The organism is Lentibacillus amyloliquefaciens (genome assembly GCF_001307805.1).
Classification (GTDB): Bacteria; Bacillota; Bacilli; order Bacillales; family Amphibacillaceae; genus Lentibacillus; species Lentibacillus amyloliquefaciens.
This window is the reverse complement of the sequence record NZ_CP013862.1, coordinates 1,526,448-1,547,448: the sequence shown is the minus strand read 5'-3', so window position 1 is coordinate 1,547,448 and position 21,001 is coordinate 1,526,448. Positions and strand designations below refer to the sequence as shown.

Annotated in this window: 25 protein-coding genes and 1 pseudogene; 20 read left to right on the top strand and 6 right to left on the bottom strand. The window is 40.9% G+C overall.

Annotation, left to right across the window (positions count from 1 at the left end):
* Nucleotides 1-807, bottom strand: a complete 807-nt coding sequence (locus AOX59_RS07805) for a sce7726 family protein (protein ID WP_068444224.1) — start codon at nucleotides 805-807, stop codon at nucleotides 1-3.
* Between the two features lie 122 nt (nucleotides 808-929).
* Between AOX59_RS07805 and AOX59_RS20250 the strand changes: the two genes are divergently transcribed.
* From AOX59_RS20250 to AOX59_RS07775, 6 genes are all read left to right on the top strand, one after another.
* Entirely contained in the window at nucleotides 930-1,097 is a 168-nt protein-coding gene (locus tag AOX59_RS20250; protein WP_237049393.1) for a hypothetical protein, read from the top strand.
* 160 nt (nucleotides 1,098-1,257) lie between these two features.
* Nucleotides 1,258-2,328, top strand: a complete 1,071-nt coding sequence (locus AOX59_RS07795) for a HigA family addiction module antitoxin (protein ID WP_068444221.1) — start codon at nucleotides 1,258-1,260, stop codon at nucleotides 2,326-2,328.
* 306 nt (nucleotides 2,329-2,634) lie between these two features.
* A complete protein-coding gene (locus AOX59_RS07790) occupies nucleotides 2,635-2,877 on the top strand; it encodes a helix-turn-helix domain-containing protein (protein WP_068444219.1) in 243 nt (80 codons plus the stop codon).
* Between the two features lie 122 nt (nucleotides 2,878-2,999).
* Nucleotides 3,000-3,563, top strand: a complete 564-nt coding sequence (locus AOX59_RS07785; protein WP_068444216.1) for a sigma-70 family RNA polymerase sigma factor — start codon at nucleotides 3,000-3,002, stop codon at nucleotides 3,561-3,563.
* A gap of 37 nt (nucleotides 3,564-3,600) precedes the next feature.
* Entirely contained in the window at nucleotides 3,601-4,599 is a 999-nt protein-coding gene (locus AOX59_RS07780) for a DnaD domain-containing protein (RefSeq protein ID WP_068444213.1), read from the top strand.
* A 539-nt stretch (nucleotides 4,600-5,138) separates the two neighbouring features.
* The gene (locus AOX59_RS07775; RefSeq protein ID WP_068444209.1) at nucleotides 5,139-5,396 is read left to right on the top strand and encodes a DUF2187 family protein; all 258 of its coding nucleotides are present in this window, start codon (nucleotides 5,139-5,141) and stop codon (nucleotides 5,394-5,396) included.
* Between the two features lie 204 nt (nucleotides 5,397-5,600).
* Here AOX59_RS07775 and AOX59_RS07770 read toward each other — a convergent pair whose 3' ends face one another.
* Nucleotides 5,601-6,521: a thermonuclease family protein gene (locus AOX59_RS07770; protein WP_068444206.1), complete on the bottom strand. Its 921-nt coding sequence runs from the start codon at nucleotides 6,519-6,521 to the stop codon at nucleotides 5,601-5,603.
* Nucleotides 6,522-6,704: 183 nt separating this feature from the next.
* On the opposite strand from AOX59_RS07770, the gene AOX59_RS07765 reads away from it, so the two are divergent.
* The 4 genes from AOX59_RS07765 to AOX59_RS07750 all read left to right on the top strand — a co-directional run bounded on the left by AOX59_RS07765 (nucleotide 6,705) and on the right by AOX59_RS07750 (nucleotide 9,283).
* Nucleotides 6,705-7,025 (top strand): YolD-like family protein, encoded by a 321-nt coding sequence (locus AOX59_RS07765; protein WP_068444204.1) that lies wholly within the window; start codon nucleotides 6,705-6,707, stop codon nucleotides 7,023-7,025.
* A gap of 192 nt (nucleotides 7,026-7,217) precedes the next feature.
* Nucleotides 7,218-7,523, top strand: a complete 306-nt coding sequence (locus AOX59_RS07760) for a PadR family transcriptional regulator (protein ID WP_068444201.1) — start codon at nucleotides 7,218-7,220, stop codon at nucleotides 7,521-7,523.
* Nucleotides 7,524-7,537: 14 nt separating this feature from the next.
* Nucleotides 7,538-8,731 (top strand): chromate efflux transporter, encoded by a 1,194-nt coding sequence (gene chrA, locus AOX59_RS07755; RefSeq protein WP_068444200.1) that lies wholly within the window; start codon nucleotides 7,538-7,540, stop codon nucleotides 8,729-8,731.
* Between the two features lie 150 nt (nucleotides 8,732-8,881).
* Nucleotides 8,882-9,283: a VOC family protein gene (locus AOX59_RS07750; RefSeq protein ID WP_068444197.1), complete on the top strand. Its 402-nt coding sequence runs from the start codon at nucleotides 8,882-8,884 to the stop codon at nucleotides 9,281-9,283.
* Between the two features lie 128 nt (nucleotides 9,284-9,411).
* Here AOX59_RS07750 and AOX59_RS07745 read toward each other — a convergent pair whose 3' ends face one another.
* Nucleotides 9,412-10,077, bottom strand: coding sequence for an HAD family hydrolase (locus tag AOX59_RS07745; RefSeq protein WP_068444194.1), 666 nt, complete (start codon nucleotides 10,075-10,077; stop codon nucleotides 9,412-9,414).
* A gap of 141 nt (nucleotides 10,078-10,218) precedes the next feature.
* Between AOX59_RS07745 and AOX59_RS07740 the strand changes: the two genes are divergently transcribed.
* The 3 genes from AOX59_RS07740 to AOX59_RS07730 all read left to right on the top strand — a co-directional run bounded on the left by AOX59_RS07740 (nucleotide 10,219) and on the right by AOX59_RS07730 (nucleotide 12,382).
* Nucleotides 10,219-10,524, top strand: coding sequence for a hypothetical protein (locus AOX59_RS07740; protein ID WP_068444191.1), 306 nt, complete (start codon nucleotides 10,219-10,221; stop codon nucleotides 10,522-10,524).
* A 111-nt stretch (nucleotides 10,525-10,635) separates the two neighbouring features.
* A complete protein-coding gene (locus tag AOX59_RS07735; protein WP_068444188.1) occupies nucleotides 10,636-11,190 on the top strand; it encodes a TetR/AcrR family transcriptional regulator in 555 nt (184 codons plus the stop codon).
* A gap of 61 nt (nucleotides 11,191-11,251) precedes the next feature.
* Nucleotides 11,252-12,382, top strand: a complete 1,131-nt coding sequence (locus AOX59_RS07730; RefSeq protein WP_068444185.1) for an MFS transporter — start codon at nucleotides 11,252-11,254, stop codon at nucleotides 12,380-12,382.
* A gap of 247 nt (nucleotides 12,383-12,629) precedes the next feature.
* Here the strand turns inward: AOX59_RS07730 and AOX59_RS07725 are convergent, their stop codons facing one another.
* Complete coding sequence (locus AOX59_RS07725; protein ID WP_237049392.1) at nucleotides 12,630-13,568, bottom strand: glycine betaine ABC transporter substrate-binding protein; 939 nt, start codon at nucleotides 13,566-13,568, stop codon at nucleotides 12,630-12,632.
* A gap of 601 nt (nucleotides 13,569-14,169) precedes the next feature.
* Between AOX59_RS07725 and AOX59_RS07720 the strand changes: the two genes are divergently transcribed.
* Both AOX59_RS07720 and AOX59_RS19165 read left to right on the top strand, forming a co-directional pair.
* Nucleotides 14,170-14,427, top strand: coding sequence for a YkvS family protein (locus tag AOX59_RS07720; protein ID WP_068444183.1), 258 nt, complete (start codon nucleotides 14,170-14,172; stop codon nucleotides 14,425-14,427).
* On the top strand, nucleotides 14,424-14,567 hold the full coding sequence (locus AOX59_RS19165) for an FbpB family small basic protein (protein WP_082684152.1): 144 nt from the start codon (nucleotides 14,424-14,426) through the stop codon (nucleotides 14,565-14,567). Before AOX59_RS07720 ends, AOX59_RS19165 begins: the two co-directional genes overlap by 4 nt.
* A 143-nt stretch (nucleotides 14,568-14,710) precedes the next feature.
* Here AOX59_RS19165 and AOX59_RS19575 read toward each other — a convergent pair.
* Nucleotides 14,711-14,845 (bottom strand): annotated as a pseudogene (locus tag AOX59_RS19575) (ABC transporter permease); the annotation flags it as partial.
* 146 nt (nucleotides 14,846-14,991) lie between these two features.
* Here AOX59_RS19575 and AOX59_RS07715 point away from each other — a divergent pair.
* The 4 genes from AOX59_RS07715 (at nucleotide 14,992) to AOX59_RS07700 (ending at nucleotide 18,253) form a co-directional block, all read left to right on the top strand.
* The gene (locus AOX59_RS07715; RefSeq protein ID WP_068444180.1) at nucleotides 14,992-15,744 is read left to right on the top strand and encodes a CPBP family intramembrane glutamic endopeptidase; all 753 of its coding nucleotides are present in this window, start codon (nucleotides 14,992-14,994) and stop codon (nucleotides 15,742-15,744) included.
* A gap of 137 nt (nucleotides 15,745-15,881) precedes the next feature.
* Complete coding sequence (locus AOX59_RS07710; RefSeq protein WP_068444177.1) at nucleotides 15,882-16,238, top strand: MmcQ/YjbR family DNA-binding protein; 357 nt, start codon at nucleotides 15,882-15,884, stop codon at nucleotides 16,236-16,238.
* A gap of 135 nt (nucleotides 16,239-16,373) precedes the next feature.
* Nucleotides 16,374-17,513: a 5-methyltetrahydropteroyltriglutamate--homocysteine S-methyltransferase gene (locus AOX59_RS07705; protein ID WP_082684151.1), complete on the top strand. Its 1,140-nt coding sequence runs from the start codon at nucleotides 16,374-16,376 to the stop codon at nucleotides 17,511-17,513.
* Nucleotides 17,514-17,815: 302 nt separating this feature from the next.
* Entirely contained in the window at nucleotides 17,816-18,253 is a 438-nt protein-coding gene (locus AOX59_RS07700) for a GNAT family N-acetyltransferase (RefSeq protein WP_068444168.1), read from the top strand.
* A gap of 172 nt (nucleotides 18,254-18,425) precedes the next feature.
* Here the strand turns inward: AOX59_RS07700 and AOX59_RS07695 are convergent, their stop codons facing one another.
* Complete coding sequence (locus AOX59_RS07695) at nucleotides 18,426-19,292, bottom strand: alpha/beta hydrolase (protein ID WP_068444165.1); 867 nt, start codon at nucleotides 19,290-19,292, stop codon at nucleotides 18,426-18,428.
* 417 nt (nucleotides 19,293-19,709) lie between these two features.
* Here AOX59_RS07695 and allC point away from each other — a divergent pair, with 417 nt between their 5' ends.
* Nucleotides 19,710-20,957, top strand: a complete 1,248-nt coding sequence (gene allC, locus AOX59_RS07690) for an allantoate deiminase (protein WP_068444163.1) — start codon at nucleotides 19,710-19,712, stop codon at nucleotides 20,955-20,957.
* Nucleotides 20,958-21,001: the final 44 nt, after the last annotated feature.

Here is a 21,001-nt window from a genome sequence, read left to right as displayed (position 1 = left end):
TTATGAGTATACTATTTCGGGCGATAAGGTATTCTTAAAAAACCATTGATAGTCTATTTCTAGAATATTAGGGCTGTTTTCAACCAAAAAATTCCACTTGTGGTAAAACTTGTTTCTTAAACACAGTTTAAAGGTTTTGTTAATTACTTTTTCAGTTTTGTTTTTAATGATTAAATTAATCATAGCCTCTTTGGTTTCAAGATTTGGGCATTCAAAGAAGGCATTCAGATCTTTTTTTGTTAAGACTGACAGTTGAGCATAAGCTGAAATATAATTTGATTTAACAGCACTTCGAACTTTTTTAAAAACATATTTACCTGTTTTAGTGATGTAATAAGTGTAAATACCGCAATCACTTGGAATGTAAGATATCATAGTGTTAAAATTATGCATCGAACATATTAAATATACTTTTTCGAAAACATAGAAATAGTCTTTCATTTGTTGGTCTAACCTTTTTGGGGTATCGAATTCGGTTTTTATCTCGAAAGCGTTGCTAAAGTTATTTATTTTGCACAAATCCAACCTGCTATTTCCTACGTTTAATTCAAAAATAGAAACATGGTTATTTGTTTTAAAGAGAACATTGTTAATAAAGGTGGATTTTATTGTAGTTTCATTAGGATAATAATGTAACACAAACTGATTAATGAACTCCCTAGGCGATAAGTTATTATTGAATTGATCGATAGGTAATTTACCATCAAATGTTTTTAAGACATTATTTTTGATAGTTTCATTACTGAGAGATGTAGAATATTGATGTGATATTAATTTAGCGTAATCAGAGTAGTTTTTCTTTTGCATATTCCGCGCCCCTATTCTTACCCAATTATAATACATAAAGTTGATCTAGTCCACTTCAAGTAAATTAACCTTATAGGTTAATTTGTGTAAAATCTATATTTAATGTATAAGGGGGGAGCCAAATGGAAGTTTCCTATGCCACCAAGAAATTGGAAAAGATATTAACCAATGAACGAATGATTAAAAAGCAATATACGGGATTTTATAAAAAAATAATTATTAGAATGTCTGAGATAAGGGCTGCAAACAATTTGGATGAAATCCCTCACGTCCCCGCCTCGTCGGCATAAACTAAAGGGAAATTATAATGATTGTTGGGGAATTGATGTCTCCAAGAACTTTCGTATAGTATTAAGACCAATTGGACATTGGGACGAATCTGATTTAAAAACAATTAATGAAATACTAATTTTATCAATTGGAGATTATCACTAGAAGGGAGGTATTTTTATGGGTAATGAATTTATGGTGCATACAGGATCTGTTATAAAAGAATATTTAGAAGAACTTGGAATGAGTCATAAAGAATGTGCAAAGCGATTAGGAGTTAGTGAAAAACACCTTTCTAATTTGTTGAACGGAAAAAGCAGATTAACTGAAGAATTAGCCATAAAATTAGAAAACATATTTCATGGTGTACCGGCCTCTTATTGGATGAACTACGAAAGTAAGTATCAGGAGCATTTAAAAAGAGAAAAGATGTATTCTCAAACTTACAGTATGGAGCAACTAAAAAAACTCTCGAAAAGATTTAAATTCAATGCAGTATTTAATGGATTAGACTGGGATTTAGCTAAGCAAGCAAACGAAATGTTAAAACTTTTAAGGATTAGTAACTTCGAACAGTTTGATACAGTATATTCGGGTCTTAATGCGGATTTTATGGAAGATGGCGGGGAAACTGAAGCAATAGCGATTTGGCTAAGTTTAGCTAGAGAAGAAGTTGAAATTCAAAATAAAGACTTATCAAATAAAAATTTTGATAAAAAGAAGCTAATTGAATCATTGGATAAATTCAAATTACTTGCCTTGAATAATGACTATGAAGTTTCATTACAAAGCGCAAGAAAATTATTAAATCGTCTTGGGATTTATTTGGTGTTTTATAATGCATTAAAGAACAGTAAGGTTAGAGGTGTGCTTACAACTTATAAGAATCATCCAGCAATTTATCTTACTGGAAGATTTAAAACGCACGATCATGTATGGTTTGCTTTGATGCATGAAATAGGGCATCTTATTAAACATTATACACCTGATGAACCCATTGTAACTCTCGAGAATGAATTAGAATTTAAAACTAATATTGACACAAAAGAAGAAGAAGCTAATGAATTTGCTAGAGATTTTTTCATTAATAAATCTGAGTACAAAGAATTTGTAAATATAGGGGAATTTGATGAAAAAATTATCCATGAATTTGCTGAAACTCAAGGTGTCCTTCCTGGGATAGTTGTAGCTAGGTTACAACACGATGGTTATATAAGCTTCGATAAATTAAATCATTTAAAAAATGGGTGAGCATTATAGATGCTTAAAAATTGAACGAAAATCTAGATACCTCCTGTCTACTTAAGTCTGCTATATAATTATTAGTTTATCAAGGCATGGCAAGAGGACCAAGGGGACAGGCATACTGGTCCATTCCGCTTTTCAGTAATTCTGCCCAGCTGGCGATGGCGACATTATTTATGTTTCATAAAATGGTCCAAGGAACCTGCACCCTGGACCTTTCAAAAAAACCGAAAAAATTTCCAAATACCACATATATGTTGTGTACCTTTTCCCCCTTTGCAAGGATAATATTCCTTGAGAAGGGGGATTGGCGTGGACAACGAAAAACTTCGAAAGCATTTTGGTCAGCAAGTGCGTTATTTCAGAGAACAAAATGACTTCAAGATACACGAATTAGCGGAAGCATTGGGCATCAGCAATAATCACCTCGGTCGAATTGAAAGAGGTGAAAGCGACACGACCGTCACGAATTTATATCGAATAGCTGCCATTCTGAATATCCCCGGTCATTTCATTGATGAGATGAAAAAGGCGGTTCAGAGTCAGGATAATTAATCCTAAATATCCCAACGGGTTCTTACCTTTCTTGAAGGTCACTTCCCCAAGTGTGCATCACACGGCCATAGACACCTTTCCAACCTATCTTACCTTTATCACCCACACAAAGGAGCAATCACATGGACAATCGAATATCGTTCGAGGAAATTTTTGAGCAAAACAAGCGCCGGATTCATTATCAGATCCATAAGCTGAACATCCACGATCCGCATGAGGAATTTTTTCAGGAGGGCTTAGTCGCGATGTGGCGAGCCTACGAATCCTACCAGCCGGACAAAGGCCCCATGGCAACCTACTTCAACTACATGATCCGCAACCGCATGATTGACGCCATCCGCAAAGACACCCGAAAGAACGAGGCACTTGAGAAAATCATTCACCAACGCAAAACCCAACTCACTGACGGCAACTACCACCGTAAAAGTGACGCGACCAATCCCCTGGTCGATGCGCAACACCTCCCAATGCACGATCCCAACCTTTGGAACAACCTAAAATCCCAACTGACGGATAAACAATGGAAATGGGTGCACTACCGCATCATTCTGGACATGCCTTATAAAGAAATTGCCGAAGCAGAAAACGTAAATGTCGAAGCGGTGAAAAGCTGGGGCAAGCAGGTTCGGAAAAAATTTAAAGACCCCGAATTCCGCAAAGCTATTAATTTGGACAACTCCCTTTAATTGAAAACAAAATACCCTACAAGGAGCGAATACCGTAATGAATTATTTAAAAGAACTGAACGCATTTTATAACAAAATCATTTTCAATCCGCTTTCCGGCTCAGCCGTGGCACTCTGGAACACGCTGATGCATTTCAACAATCTATGCGGGTGGCAGGCGACGTTTACCGTCCCTGCTTCCGTCATCGAATTGAAATCCGGCATCAAAGGCACATCCTTCAAACGCGCCCGCGAAGAACTGCGGGACAAAGGCTATATTGACGTCATGCCGGGCAGGGGCAACCAAGCCGCCACCTACCGCATGCTGTCACAAGTCCGGCCAAGCGGCGGGATGATGCAGGCGGGATTGGATACACAGCCAGCTATGGAAGAACACCGCGAAACGCCTCCAATCGAAAACCCTCAATTGAATGACGCTACTGAAACCACTGCCAATGAATCTGTGGATGTCCGTACTGAGAGCCGGTCAGTTGATTCGGCTGTGGGCGACACGATGGCCTATGAGGCGGACGAGACCTCGGACCAGAATACGGCCCGCAATATGGACCACAGTCCGGCCCCATTAACTAAACAATACATAAATCAAAATAAAACGACACCTAAACCAACAACAACGACATCTGACGCTATTCGCTTTTATCAGGAAAACATTGGTGTGACCAGTGCGTATATCGCCGGTGACATCAGCTGCTGGATTGACGAGGTGGGTGATCCGCTTGTTTTGGATGCCTTGAAACGGGCAGTAGAGCAGGGAAAATCAACCTGGCGCTACGCAAAAGGGATTCTTAAGGCGTGGAAAACCAAAGGCATTACGACGGTTGAACAGGCAGCAGCAGATGACTATGCATTTCGCAATAGAACGAAGGGCGAGCAGATTGCCGGCAGGGGAGAAGTGGTTCCGGATTGGTTTATGGAGCGGAAGGCGAAGCGGGCGGTGGCTATAGATCGTGAAGATGCATCCAGAGAATATTTAGTCGGGCAAGCTGCAAATCAGGACGCGTTTGATCGGCTGCTGGCTGAATTTACAGGGAGGTAGGGGGAGTTGGGTGATTAAAATTCAATAAAATGGAAGTAGAAGCTTCTAGCAGATTTTGGTAAAAAGGAAGATTGATAGAGTGAAGTTTAATTCCATCAATCTTCGGCCAATTTGTTTTAAAAATTTCGTTAAATATTCGCATATTCTGTAATAATCTTAAGGAAAACCCCCACGAGTCTAAGATTTACACGCCTTATATCGAATAGTTCCGGGATGAATTTGAGAGTCGCCCTCTGACCAGTTCAGAAATTGGCGCAAGAGAGTTACGTGATTTTCTGGAGGAAAATTAATGCTGCCGCTACGTTTAATGAGAATCAAAAAATTATACTGGTTGCTTCTGATTTTGATGAGCAGACTAAAGTGACTAACAAGCCATCGTTTGATTTTATATATTTATGCCACATTGTTTCGATAATCGTGCCGTTATAGGTGTGTAAACTAATCATTGAGCGTGGATAAATTAATTGAGCACACAGGATAACCGTCTGAGAGGTGGTCCTTTAAATTTATTCAATCGCACGTTCGGTGAGGAGCTTTTAATGTTCAAACCTGAACAAAGAAAAACAATTCAAGGTGATATCATTGAATTTGAACATAATGATATGCTGATAAAAGGAAAAGTGTTGCCTTCTGAAACTAAGGGTCGCATTGTTGTAGATATCATCTCTATGAAAAATATTGCGGCCATAAGCCACAGACATCCCAATACGTTTGGTCAACACAAACGTTACCGAGTGATTAAGGAGCCGGTTGATGGTTTTACCAACACTTATCAACTGAGGAGAATTTTCGAATAGGATTACGACCATTGAAATTCGAAGGTGAAATAATCCACCAAGCCTTACAATAGATGATGTTGTCGATGCTATATTTGCAGCTGATCAGTATGCAAAAAAATATAAGAAAAAGCAAAATAAATAACAAAAAACGGGGATGAAAACCCAGTGAACAAGCGTGGACGGTCACCATCATAGGTGGAGGTGCCACGCTTGTTTTTTGTATTAAGCCAAACTGTCACAAGCCGTTCCTTCGCCGTCGCGGTCCAATCGATGCGGATCTTCTTCCGGGCCGCCTGCCGCTTCATAGAATTCCTGGGCATTTTCGTGAACGTCAAAGTCACTGCAGTCCCGATCAGGACCGTTTGGATTGTATTTAAGGTCACCGGAGCCTGAATCATTTGAAGCGGATTCCTGATTGGTATTGCCGGACGGCTCAGTTTCTGATTGTTGCTGTTCCTGAGCATTGAAACCGTCATTCGTGACATAATTATCCCGGCTCCAAATGCCTCTTCCGGCACTTTTCGCTTGGTTCTGGGCTTTCATAAAGGCGCTGCTGTGTGTGTAAGGCGGGTCATAGACGTAGGCATAACGTGCCAGGCCTTCCTCCAGCAGCATTTTGTTGAAATTATTGCCATCCACCCATATGTACGTCAGTAATCGGTCATAGTTATCCCGTTTCGGCCCGTCATATTCGATTCTCACTTGTTCGCCGGCCAGTTTGTCTTTCGCAAATTGACTGGCTTCAGGTCCGAACGGCTGCACCGGTTTATTTGGATGGACTGTTTCCGGTGTGTCAACCAGCAGCAGGCGGACATCTTCTGTTTTACCATCCAGATTGATTTCAACTGTGTCGCCGTCGACCACTCTTGTCACTGTGGCTGATGCATCACCGGGTGTTTGTTGATCGCTTGAAGATGCATTGTCTGCGGCATTTTTATCTGTCTGGTCCTCATTGCTTTTTTCAGTTGGATAGTCAGGAAGGTCTTGCTTTTCTTCCGTTTGAGTCTCTTTGTTAGGTGCCGATTCTGAATTGTTTACAGTCTCTGTTTCATTAGAAGGCGCACAACCTGCGAGAATAATAAACATGACAAAGGTTAGTGCTGTGACTGGTTTCCAAGGTGTTCCGAATATGACCTTCAGCAATGCTATCCCTCCCGTATGCCATTTTAGTGCATGTGTCAAGTTGGGGAGAGGGAATAGCAGGGGGGATTCGGATGGGGGAAGAGATCTGTTTTATTAAAAATAATCCGGAAATAACCTCCATATGATATGGATTTTATTTTTGTGTTATAATAGAACAAATGTTCTTTGTTTAGGAGGTTAGCTATGAGTGACGTAAACGATCGAGGCACGAAAAAGTGGACTGCTCTGATGATGCCGGAGCATGAAGAGATGTTGCGGAAATGGTGGGCCGCGCAAGACTATAAAGAAAAGCCGATACTGGATGAGCAGCAGAAAGAAGAAATCAATGCGCGTCTGCAAGCAGCTTTCCATAACAGCCTGCCAGTTGAAGTGACTTACTATAATAGGGGCGAGTTTCTTACAGCGAAAGGGAAACTGTTAAATATTAGTCCGTTTAAATTAATGTTGGAGGACAATTTTGCGATTGAGTTGCAAAACGTGCTGGATGTGTCGATAGATGAATAACGATTACGAAGGGGTATAAGGGGTATAGACAATGAAAGGTATCATCCTTGACATATTTTGGAATCGAAAATGTTATGGCTATTATACAAATTGATTGTTATGTTGCATTCCCGTTTGAAACACGATACAATCATACATGCTAATCGGTATCGGTTTTCGATATTGAAATTCGATTATGAAAGGAGCAGTCGATTGGACAACAAGGTATTGCGTAAGCTTTTTCTGGGCTTTATTCAGATTCATATCTTGCACCACGCGAAAGAAGAAGCCATCTATGGAACGTGGATGCTGGAGGAGTTGCGTGAGCATGGGTATGAAATCAGTGCAGGGACGCTTTATCCGATTCTTCACAACATGGATACAGATGGGCTTCTGGATAAAAGTGAAGTCAATGTCAGTGGCAAGATCAGAAAGTATTATCGCATTACAGATAAGGGTGACGAGGTTCTGGATGAAGCGCGGGCTAAAGCCTATGAGTTATTTAGAGAAATCAAATAACAGGGAGGGTCATTATGTCACAACCAAAAAATAAATTTCAAAGGCTCATGGAAATTTTACTGACGTCGACGAAACTGGGCTTAACGTCATTTGGCGGGCCGGTTGCGCATCTAGCTTACTTTAAAGACGAGTACATTGATCGCCGGAAGTGGCTCGATGATAAAACATATGCTGACATCATTGCCATTTGTCAATTCCTTCCTGGGCCTGCCAGCAGTCAGGTCGGTATATCGATTGGTATGCTGCGCGGCGGTTTGCTTGGTGGATTGGTCTCATGGTTTGGCTTTACCGTACCGTCGGTTATTGTATTGATTGTTTTTGCGATGTTGTATCAAACATTTTCATTAGGCGATGCCGGATTCATACATAGCTTAAAGATTGTTGCGGCAGCGGTTGTCTTACATGCATTGATCGGATTGGGCAAAAAATTAACGCCCGATAAATCCCGGATAGCAATCGCCTTGGCAGCTGCGGCGATTATGTTACTATACCCATCAGCGTGGATGCAAATTTTAATTATTGTTGGAGCGGGTTTATTAGGCTTAAAACTGTTTAAAGATAAAGCGGAATCCAACGTTCAGCCGTTCTCCGTTAACATTTCCAAAAAGCTTGGTTTGACGTCTCTGGGTATTTTGATAAGCTTGCTTATTTTATTGCCGCTCTTAAACAGGGTATCAGATAACCCGCTGGTGAATATTTTTGATATCTTTTTCCGGGTTGGTTCCTTGGTATTTGGCGGGGGACATGTCGTCTTGCCGATGATTGAGCGGGAAGTCGTACCTCAAGGTTTATTGACGGCGAATGAATTTCTGGCCGGTTATGGGATGGCTCAGGCTGTTCCGGGACCGCTGTTTACGTTCTCAAGTTATCTTGGGACGATGATGGAAGGAGTCATTGGTGCGATTGTAGCGACGTTAGGCATATTTCTTCCTTCATTTTTACTAATTGTTGCCGCATTGCCGTTTCTGAATGCATTACGGAAACGTGCCACTTTTCAAGGCGTTTTAATGGGGGTCAATGCCAGTGTGGTAGGTATTTTGCTGGCGGCATTTTATGATCCCGTGCTCAGCAGCTCTATTTTTACACCAGCTGACTTTGCCCTGGGTGTCATCTTATTTGGATTGTTAAACATATGGAAAGTTCCGGCGTGGTTAATTGTTATATTAGGTGTGATCGGTGGCTATGTCATACAGTTCATCACAGGTTAGAGGAAGAAAGCGTGTCGATCAAAAACAGGGAAGATGCTTACAACTATTAACGGTTGCAATTTCGTAGTCTATTGAGCAATAGAGAAAAGGTTCTTAGCAGGCAGTCGCGTGTGATAAACTTAAGAAAACTATAGAAGGAGTCGATTTATAATGGAAAAGGTTACACCATTTTTAATGTTTCAGGATGGAAAGGCTGAAGAAGCCATGAATTTTTACACGTCACTTATCGAGGATTCAGCCATTACGAGTATTGTTCGTTATGGTGCTGATGAAGGTGGGGAAGAGGGGACCGTGATGCAGGCGTCCTTTACATTAAAAGGAAGAGAATTCATGTGCATTGACAGTGTACCGATTCATAATTTCAACTTCACACCTTCCTTCTCAATCTTTCTCACGTGTGAATCGGAAGAAGAGCTGGATCGTTTGTATGAAAAATTTCTTGAAGACGGCGAGGCTTTAATGCCTCTCGATGACTATGGTTTTAGTAAGAAGTTTGGCTGGGTTAATGATCGGTATGGTATCTCATGGCAGCTTAACCTTCCAATTGGTTGATTGAAATAAATTTTCGTTAAATCATTGTTCCTTAAACGTGCGCAAGAATTGAACAACGATGGGCTGTTTTCAGCAGTCCATCGTTGTTGTGCTATGACAGGGAGCCGCACAAGGATTCCTTCCAGAAATTAATTATAGAAAATGAAATCCTTGAATTCCTTCACTGTTTCAAAGTAATAATCTGATTCTGCTTGCATCCACTGCTTTATTTCAGGGATACTGTGGGACCATCCGGCAGCTGCAAAATCTACATGGCAGCTTTTGGCCATCTCCATTCCCGGCTTCAGATCATCGAGTACAAGGGCGTCAGTTTCGTTAAGGCCAAAAAGGCTTAAGGTTTGCTTGATCGGGTAAGGTTGTGGCTTTCTCTGATGTTCCTCAAGTTCCCATCCAAAAATGGCATCGGGCAAAAACCCGCAATGTGCTGAGTAATCTCTTTCAATTCGACTTCTCTCTGAATGGGACACAACGGCTACGATGCCGCCTTGCTTTTTAAATTCCCGGACGGTTTCAGGGAACATCTCATAAAAATCCGGCACAGTTGATTGAGTATACTTTTTCCATACCGCTTGCTGATGCTGCTGTTCTGCTTCCGTAAATTGAACGATGTCCTTACATAAAGAAGAAAATCCCGGACTAAAACAGTATCCCACAAATTTTTCAAATGTCAGGGGCTCTTCATAGGGTCTTAACTCTTTTAAAGCTTGAACAAAGGATGGATAATGTATATCAGGTGTGCTTTTTACTGCTGTGTCATCGTGATCAAGAATTAAACATTTATATCTTAAAGTCATAATATCCCCCTGTGAATTTCTAAGATCCTCTTCATTTTATCATAAGGAGGCGTTTTTGATGAGACACTTCCTTCCATTAGAACTTCCCATACACCATTTATTATTTTAAAATATAAGTAAAGAAAGGGTGGGCTGATTATAATGAATGATGAACAGTTTGAACAACTTTTTCAGATGATCAAAGAGTTGTCAGAAGGGCAGAAAGGATTATCAGGTGAGGTTAAAGAGCTAAGAGAAGGGCAAAAAGAGATAAGACAGGATGTTCAAGACATAAGGCAGGATATTAAGAGCCTTGATGAAAAAGTGGATTTACTCTGCGTGAACTGGTCGATAAGTGCGAATGCCATGGTAGGTGCGTGGCTGCCGTCAACACACGCTGTTATGAGAGCCTGTTTTGATCGGTCTTATTTCAAAACAAGGCTCTCATTTTTTGATCAAGTCCACTGAAGTAACAGCAAGCGCAGCTTAAAGAAAGAAGCAGTTGACACCAAAATAGTAAAACTGATATTCTGTTTAGTATAAAGGTCGTTCTATCTAGTGAAAGGAGGCGTGAGTGACATGAGTCGATCTGTCAAAAAAGATACATTACTTGATGTAGCTGAACGATTATTTTATGAGCACGGTTTTCGCGGTGTCGGATTGAAACAAATCATCAGTGAAGCGAATGTCGCAACGATGACGCTTTATAATCATTTTCCTTCCAAAGATAACTTGGTTGAAGAAGTCCTTAAGCAGCGGGAAGAACGTTATTGGTCTTATTTAGATGCGCATGTCGAAATGGATTCTGATTCGCCTTTCATCCTTGCTGTGGAAGCGCACGGCCGTTGGTTAAAAGAACAATCTTACCAAGGGGATTTGTTTTTAAGAGCAATAGAAGATTATAGCGGAACCGATAATGAGATTGAAAGCATTGCAAGAGGTCACAAATCCAAATTGCTCAAATATTTTCAGCAACTGGCGCAAAGGAAAGGTATCGATAACGAACGCGATTTAGCTCATCAATTTACATTGCTGCTTGAAGGAACCACTTCCATGACAACATTAATTGGTGCAGAGAAAGCAACAGAGCATTCGATTGCGATGGCGCGGACGCTTGTCCGACATACATCGTAATTTTTTTCAGTAAAAATTAGAAAGGTCGTTCTATATAATTAAGAGCGTTAGGATGGGTCATATGAAATTTTCAAAGTTAGTTTTACCTGGCGTAACGATGATCGCTGTCACCTATGGGTTGGCAAGGTTTAGTTTCGGGTTGCTTCTTCCTTCGATAAATAAATCGCTTGAAATGTCCGAGTTGGTATCAGGGATCATTTCTTCGCTGTTTTATTTAGCTTATTGTGTCACGATCATTCTATCGACTGTGATCACGACAAGAGAAGGGCCAAGAAGGATGATTATCTTAGCCGGCTCCTCAGCGTTTGTTGGCTTGCTGTTGATGGGAATCACGCCAAATGTATGGGGACTGGCGTTAGGCGTATTATTAGCCGGCGGAAGCACTGGTTTGGTCTCACCACCTTATGGCGCGGCGATATCGCTTTGGATTCAAGAGGATAAACAAGGGAAGGCGAATACATGGATCAATTCAGGAACAAGTTTAGGTATAATCCTTTCCGGGGCCGGCGCGATTTTACTAACCCCTGATTGGCGACTGACTTATTTAATCTATGCTTTCTTGACATTCCTGATATTGATATGGAATTTCCGGGCGATTCCGCAAGTCGAGATGCGATCAAGACTGATGTTTGAAAAAGGAAGACTCTCCATACGAGGCGTAAAAGGGGCCATTCCTTTAACGATGGCATCGCTTACTCTGGGAATTTCCACAGCTGCCTTTTGGACATTTTCCAGATCGTTTATTGAAGTGGCTGGTAATTATAGTGATTGGCAGCTTTCCGGATTTTGGGTTGTTATAGGTCTGTTTGGTATATTGGGAGGTTTTTCCGGCTCGCTCATTGAAAAGGGAGGACTGCCTTTCGCTTATAAGTTAGGGGGTCTGTTGATTGCTTCCGCTTCGCTTATTCTGGCTGTTGCTCCCGGTAATTGGTTCATGGCTTACTTATCGGCCGGCATTTTTGGCAGTTCCTATATATTTTTAACCGGCGTTCTTCTTGTCTGGGGCATCCGTGTCTTCATCACGAATGCATCATTAGGCATTGGCGTTCCATTTTTACTTTTGGCGGTAGGGCAGGTAATCGGTTCAACGCTCGCTGGATGGCTTATAGGCACGTGGGGCTATGCGACAGCTTTTATCATTTATGGATTAGTCGGTATTGCGGCTGTCTTTATGGGACCGAGGAAAAGTTAGCAAGGTATGCTTATAATCACACAAACGCTTAACAAACCCTTCATAAAAAAAAGTGTCTTGGTTGTGATACGCTCCCCTTTAAGTAGACAGATGGAACTCTGTAAGCTTGAAGGGGAGTATTTTCATGGCGAAGCAAATAAATCTTTTGAAAAGAAAGGGCCTATCTGCAAAAAGTTTATGGTCAGCCGCATTTCCACACAGAAAAAAAGGAACAGGAATGCTGCGTCATCCCTGTTCCATTCATTAACTATTCTCTTGGTACACCTTCAAGCCATTTATCAACTTGATCAGGGTTGTTCTCAATATATTCCTGGACAACTTCTGCCGGGTCCTGATCTTCCGCATGAACTTTCGGCATCATTTCGTTAATCATCTCATAATTTTCATTATATTGTTCCAGGACTTTATACGCTCTTGGGGCGTCTTTTTCCAGACCATTGCGTGCTACTGTGTAAATTTGGTCACCGGCGCCGCCATAGATTTCCTGTGGATCTTCAAGCATTTTTACATCCATTGTCCCGAAAATCCAATGCGGTTTCCAGAGCGGTACAATAATCGGTTCTTCATTTTCAACAGCTGCCTGCAATTCAGTAAGCATCGCTGCTTCAGAGCTTGATGTCAATTCCCAATTGTCTAATCCATACGCTTCAAAAGCTTCCTGCGTATTTTGCATAATTCCGGCGCCCGGATCGATTCCGGTAACCTTCCAGTCAACTGATTCACCGAGTTCCTCATTCCCCTTCAAATCTTCAATTGAATTCACATCTTCCATGTAACTTGGAACAGCCAGGGCCAATGGTGCCTCATCAAGCACCTGTTTGACTTGAGTAATATCTTCACTGTATTGTTCCCAATAAGATGCATGAGTTGCCGGAAGCCATGCCGATGTATGGAAATCAGCTGATCCATCCGCAACACTGGACCACATCGCTCCTGCCTCTACTTGTGTCAATTCCACATTATAGCCGACCATTTCAAGCAGTGCGCCCAGCATATGTGTACTAACTGTTTCCCTTGCCCATGCCACGTACGGCTGCGTTAACTCCTGCTGGCCGATTTCAGGTCCTTCACTTGTTTCCTCTGAGCTTTCATCGCTTGAGGAATCAGTATTTTCTTCCTCGCTGCTGTCTCCACCGCATGCGGCTAAGAGCATCATAAGCATCAAGGCTAAAATGGTCAGACCCAATTTGAATTTACGATCTTTAAAAATTGAAAAAACCTCCTTAAATAATAGTGTATTTGTATCCCTAACAAGCCTTTCAAATTGTATAAGAAGCCTGTTAAACAAACCCCAACTAGATGAGGATACTGTTAAACCGGGAATTTAGACAACTGTTTTTAATCATATCAAAAAAGCTGATATCGGCATAATTGGGAAAGCTGCGATATCGAGCGTAAATAAAAATATAATTTAGATAGAGGCAACTAAACGAGTTTATTCAACGATTTTCATATTTTTATCCCGCATGTAACTGACAGTAAGACCCCCACCTCATGTTCGCGTATACGATGAGGGTTAGGCGGGGGTCAACTGCCAGTAAATGTCCGTTCGTTCATCTAACAATCAGTGGGGGAAGAGAGAAAACCCTCACTGATTGAAGATTCACTTTATATATTTGTGCCACATTTTTCCCGTTATCGTGCCGTGATGGTTGTTTAAGATATTAAATAGAACGTGGATAAATCAAATAAACACCACAGGAAAACTGGTTGGATGGTTTGCCTGTTCGAAACATTGAAACAAGCTAAGGTGTTGTTCAATCTCGCGTTCTGTAAGGAGGTTCTAAATGTTCAAACCTGATCAGAAAAAAGCCAAAGAAGGCGATACCATCGAATTTGAACTGGATGGTATGCTGATAAGAGGAAAAGTGCTGCCTTCGAAAACAAAGAATAGCATTGTGGTTGATATCACTTCTATGAAAAATTATGAACAAATCAATCAAGGTTATCCCAATACTGTCGTTAGCCACAAAAGTTACCGGGTGATTGAGGAGTCGGATAATGGATTTCTCAACACAAATCGAATGGAGAGTGTATTCGGATGAGATCACGACTATTGAACTTTGAACAGCTTATGCAGGAAAACAAACAAGAATTGCTGGCAGATGACAAGCAAATCTCACAAATCGAAATGCGCCTGGACAATAAACAGGCAGCATCAGCAAGCGATAAACAGGAGACTTAAAGTGCGTTCAAAAAGGAAGACTTTTTGAACAATCTCTTAAAGTCATTCTGTTTATATATAGATGTTACCCCCCTTTTGTAACAGAACAGAAGAAGTGGCATGATCCGGGAAGATTATTTTTCCTGGATCATGCTACTTTTCTATTACCGCTGTTTACTTTTTGGATCGAAAGCATCGCGCAAACCGTCACCAATAAAGTTGATAGCTAAAACTGTAATCAGAATGGCAATGCCCGGTGGTATCCAGGCCTCCGGGTGATCTCGGAGAATCCGGACGTTCATGGTCCCCAAATGCATGCACTGGTTGTCTATAAAGATGGTTTCCAGATCGTTTAATAACATTTTGGAAAATAAATGCAAGATATATGTTATAATACATGAAGCGTAAAGTGGATACTGAATTTTAAAAAGTAGGTGGCAGCCTCATGAAAACTGCGTGGCTTGTTTCATTTATTCGAATCCCTCTGCTGCTTGTCATGATGCTCATTTTCTTTTTGTTTTTAGAACTATTTGGATTAGAATTTACCTTCCCGTTTCTTCCAGGTTTATCGACCGTATACTTTACAGTTGTGAATGTAATCTGCTTCATCCTTTTGCATCAATTATTAAAAAAGAAGGGCTATTCGATTAAAGCGTTGACAGGCTTTCAACCAGAGCGGTTTGTTAAGGATATTTTATACGGTTTCTTGTGGCTGTTTGTTTTGTATATACCCTTTGTTATGACGGTTATGGGAATGATGTTTATCCTGTACGGAATGGATTTCATCAATCATTTTGAAGCTGTTTTTACTGGGGGTATGGACAATTATTCTTTTTTACGACCGGGGTGGGTCATGTGGTTTGCAGCATCTGTATCGTTATTATTCCCATTCTTAAATGCGCCGATTGAAGAGTTAATGTATCGCGGTTATGCACAACCTTTATTCATCAAACATTTTAAAAAGGTATGGCCGGGGATTATCATTCCATCCGCCGGTTTTGCCATGCAGCACGTTATGTTGGCAGTAAGTTTAGAAGGCGCTGTTGTTTATGCAGCGGCTTTCTTTGTATGGGGGATTGGCAGCGGAATAATTTATTATAATCAGAAGCGGTTGTTTCCTCTGATTATTTGCCATTTCATTGTTAACATAGCCTTCAGTGTATTTCCGGTCCTATTTCTAATTCTGGATTTTTCATGAGAAGATATCAACTTTTAAGAGGATTGTCCCTTCCCGAGTCGGTTAGCAACATGTGTATCTTCACGTCTTTTAGGGGAATAAAGGTTAGTACCACTTGTCCCATACAACTCGACTTATCGGCTGCTGGAGGGATTATAATGTTAACAAGAGAAGATATCTTTAAGCATGTCAAAGAAAACTACGGTACATTGCCTGATTATCCGTTTAGGAAGTTTCCGAACTTTGCTGTTTTGAGACATGCCTCAAACGGAAAATGGTATGGTCTTGTGATGAATGTCCTCCCGGAGAAATTAGGATTAGATGGCAATGAGAAAATAGATATTCTGAATCTAAAATGTCCACCAGAATTAAATGCGGGTTTAAGGAACGGACGAGACATTTTACCTGCATATCACATGAATAAGGAACATTGGATTTCAATTGTTTTAAAGCGTATCGATCCAAAGGGAGAAGTTTATCATTTGATTGAGGAAAGTTTTAATTTAACTAAGTAAAAATAACGTGTGTTCCTGTTCAATATCATGGGTGTCTGCAACTTTCCGGGTTATGTTATACTAACTTTATCTTAAATATGCTGGTAATTTCGAATTTTAAAGTTAATCGATTTAATTGAAGGGAGAATGCACATTATGACAAACAAATTACCTTTGAAAGCTGACCATGTAGGGAGTTTTTTGAGAACGGAATCTATTAAACAAGCAAGGGCAGCTTATCAGGACGGAGAAATTGATAAAGCTGCCCTAAAAGAGGCAGAGGATAAGGAAATTGAAAAACTGGTAAAGAAACAAATTGATGTCGGACTGAAGGCCATTACGGATGGTGAGTTCAGACGTTCCTGGTTTATGCATGACTTCTTCTGGGGGTTAAAAGGTGTCGGCTATAGCCGGCGTGAAGGTGGGATTGAATTTAAAGGTGAAGCCACTAATTCCGATTCGTTTGAAGTTACCGGCAAAATAAACTTTGATAACCATTATATGTTAGAGGATTTTAAGTTTTTGCAGTCTGCAGTTAATCAATATGGTGACGGTACACAAATGGCTAAAGTGAGCCTTCCGTCCCCAAGTCAGATATTGTATCGTATTCCGAGTGATAAGGAGAAGGAAATATACCCTGAAATTCAAGACTTATTTAAAGATGTGGCTATCGCTTATAATGATACAATTCATGCGTTTTATAACGAAGGCTGCCGGTACTTGCAGCTTGACGATACGGTTTTATCAGCCTTGGCTGACCCGGAATTCCCGGACATTTTGGAAAAGATGAGTGGGTTGACGATAAATGATTTAGTTGAATTGCTCATTGCAACCATACGTTATGCGCTAAAAGATAAACCTGAAGATATGATCATAACCACTCATATGTGCAAGGGTAATTTTAAGTCAACGTATTTGTATGAAGGTGGCTATGAACGTGTAGCTGAGTACCTTGATAGACTTCCTTTTGACGGTTTCTTCCTGGAATATGATGATGAACGGTCCGGTGGTTTTGAGCCTTTAAGTAATATTGGCGGGGAAGAGAGGATGGTTGTTCTGGGATTAATCACAAGCAAAAATGGTGAACTTGAAGACAAAGATTACATTATTAATCGTATTAAAGAAGCCAGCAATTATATATCCTTGGAGCAATTAGCGTTAAGTCCGCAATGCGGGTTCTCCAGTACTGAAGAAGGCGGAAACGATTTAACAGAAGAAGAGCAATGGAATAAGATAAGCCATGTGATTGAAATCGCTGATGATGTATGGGGGAGTGTTCCTGTCAGTAAATATTAGTATATAAAGTGAATCTTCAATCAGTGGGGGTTTTCTTTCTTCCCCACTGATTGTTAGATGAACGAATCGGACATTTACTGGCAGCCATCCCCACCTAATCTTCATCGTATACCCGAACATTTGGGGTGGGGGTCTTACTGCCAGTTACATGCGGGATAAATAAATCGAGTCAAACAGGCATGTACAGGTGATAAACTGCGCCTGCTTTGTGCATGCCGGCTATTCTTGAATCGTTGAAGAAAGCATCGTTTGAAAGTTGAAAAGAAAAAAGAACTGATAAAAATTCAAAAGGGAGCTTTTTAATGGATCGGTTAACAATCAGTGAACTACAATCACAAAATGAAATCATTCAAGCATTTCCAGTCATGAATCAGCTGCGTACGCACCTCGATGAAACAACTTACCTTGCGTTGGTGACGGAAGCTAGAGAAAAAGATATGTACAGATTGTTCGCCCTGTATGACCAAGAAGAAATCGTGGCAGTTACCGGGTTTAAACCTATGATAACCCTTTACTATGGCCGATTTGTTTGGGTGTGCGATTTAGTTACACGCGAAACGAAGCGCTCAAACGGATACGGTGAAAAACTTCTTTCTTTCATCCATCAATGGGCAAAAGACAATGGTTATGAAAGTGTCGCCTTATCATCGGGGTTGAATCGTACAGATGCCCATCGCTTTTATGAGCAGAAAATGGCTTATGATAAAGTAAGCTATGTATTTAAAGTATCTTTGGATTAATTGTTTTCTTAAACTGTCAGAAATTACAGTCTTAGTTTTTTCATTATACTTAGAAATCTTGTGAAATCTGAAGTTTATTTAACATTCAAAAGCAAACCCTGCTGAGTTTTCATGCGGGGGGAGGGGTCGTCCTTTTCCCCCTCAAAATGGGACAATGACCCCCAATGTACCTCTACAGGTTGGATTTAAAAAAGGATATGACTTGGTCGAATGCTTTGGTGACGGTTGGGTTTTCCATATTCTCATCAAATGAATGTTCACCGTTTGGTATTGTGATAAGCTCGGTGGTTATGCCGGCATTTGATAGTGCTTCATGCATGTTCACGGATTCCTGATAGGGAACGTCTTTATCTGCGTCTCCGTGCAGTAAAAGGGTTGCCGGAAAATCAGCATCAATGTTTTCCACAGGGCAATACATGCTGAGTGCATCAGCATTTATCCCGGGATTCCACGACGTGACATAATCAATCCATTTTCCTTGCTGCCGGCAATACAAGTAAATGGCATAGCGTCTTTCAATTGGCGCTTCTGAAACTGGTTTATGCTGAATTAATTGCTTTGCCAGATTTTCCGGTACTTTGGTCATTTTCAAAAAATGTGGTGAGGGCTTGGTATACCAATCACCTTGTATATTTCCGTAGCCGTAAAACGATACGATAACTTTCGGTTTTACAGGCAAAGTGCCGGACAGGAGTGCCAGATAGCCCCCGGCAGAACTGCCGGTGACGGCAATTTTATCAGCGTTAAAGTCATATGTCTTGCGCCCCTCATCGTGCAGCCATTGAAGCATATCGCCAATATCTTTGGTGATGTCCGGCAATTTTGTTTCGGGGGCGAGCCTGTAATCAATCGAACAGACGTTAAAGCCTGCCTCCTGGTACCGTTTGATTTGCTCCTTGTGCATATCTTCCCGTGATCCCCAGATCAAACCACCGCCGTGAATATAAACGATCAGTGGCGCATTTTTTTCTTCAGTCGAATAAAAATCCCCTTTTATACTGCAATCATTTATTTGTTTGTAAGTGAATGTTGTCTTCATTTTTTGCCTCAACTCGCTTTAATTTCGGTTTAATTGTCACATATTAAGGTATAAGAGAAATGATATGGTTTCTATCAGTTTGAATTGATGTTCGTAACAAAGGCAAGTATACCTATTATAAAATAAATCGTCCAGTGGTGTGACGAGGGTGTCAATCAGGTAATTTTATAACGTATAGATGATTGTCCATTATACTCAAAAAAACATTATAAATTTGTCTAAAACAAACAATTACTTTCAGGGCATAATTGGTTATAATGATTGGTGGTATAAGAGCGTGATAGTTGATTCACGCAACAATAGTTTTTCCATCCATTTAATGAGAATAAATGGGTGAAAACGTATGTCTTCAAAAAATTTAAAGCTGACAAGAGTTTCTCTTGTTAGTCAATATTATATATAGAAGGGACGATTGGTATGAGCTCTCGAAATGATGCGATTTCCGGAGAGACCGTTAAAGAACTGCTTGATTGGTTGGGTCAATTCGGAAGTGATTCTGAAGGCGGCGTTTCAAGGTTGCTGTACAGCAAAGAATGGGTTGATGCTCAACAATCATTGAAAAAGCTGTTTGAAGACGAAGGATTGAGCACTCAATTTGATGAAGTCGGCAATCTGTTCGGAAGGCTTGAGGGAACAACTTATCCGGATGAAACCATTTTGACAGGCTCCCATGTGGACACCGTGACAAATGGCGGATTGTATGATGGGCAATATGGCATTCTTGCCGGTTTTCTTGCTCTTCGCTATTTGAAAGAAAAACACGGCGCCCCGCTAAGGAATCTGGAAGTGGTATCGATGGCTGAAGAAGAAGGAAGCCGTTTCCCTTATTCATTCTGGGGTTCGAAAAACATTGCTGGACAGGCCAAAACGGAAGATGTTCAAGGCATCAAGGATTTCGAGGGGACATCATTTGATGATGCCATCCATCATGCCGGCTTTGATTATAAAAAAGACCCGGAACAAGTTCGCGCAGATTTGAAATCCTTCGTTGAAATCCATGTTGAGCAGGGGAATGTTCTGGAGAAAGAAAATATACCAGTCGGAATTGTGCGGCATATTGTCGGACAGCGCCGTTACACGATTACTGTAAATGGTGAAGCGAATCATGCAGGCACTACGCCGATGGGATACCGCGCAGATGCCATGAACGCAGCTTCCCGCATGACTTGTGCCATTAACGATATGGCCGTGGCTGAAGGTGATCCATTAGTTGCCACAGTCGGTTCAATGTACCTTGAACCGAACACAGTCAACGTTGTGCCGGGCAAGGCGACATTCACAATCGATATCAGGCATACAGAAAAAAATGCATTAGTGAATTTCACAGAAGATGTGGAAGCTAAATTGCAGGAAATCGCAGAGCAAATCGGTGTTGAAGTGGCTATTGACCTGTGGATGGATGCCGATCCTGTGCCGATGGATCAGGACATTGTTAAGGTTATGCAGGCGCAATGTGATCAAAATGATGTTCACTATAAGCTGATGCATAGCGGTGCAGGGCATGACTCCCAGGTAATCGCGCCCGTTATTCCGACAGCCATGCTTTTTGTCCCGAGCCATAAAGGAATCAGTCATAATCCGAAAGAGTACACAAGTCCTGAACATTTAGCGGAAGGTGTACAAGCTTTAATTCATACCTTATATGAATTAGGCTATGCCGAATAAACGCGGCAAGAGGTATTCAAAAACTATTCGTTTGGAGTGAAAAT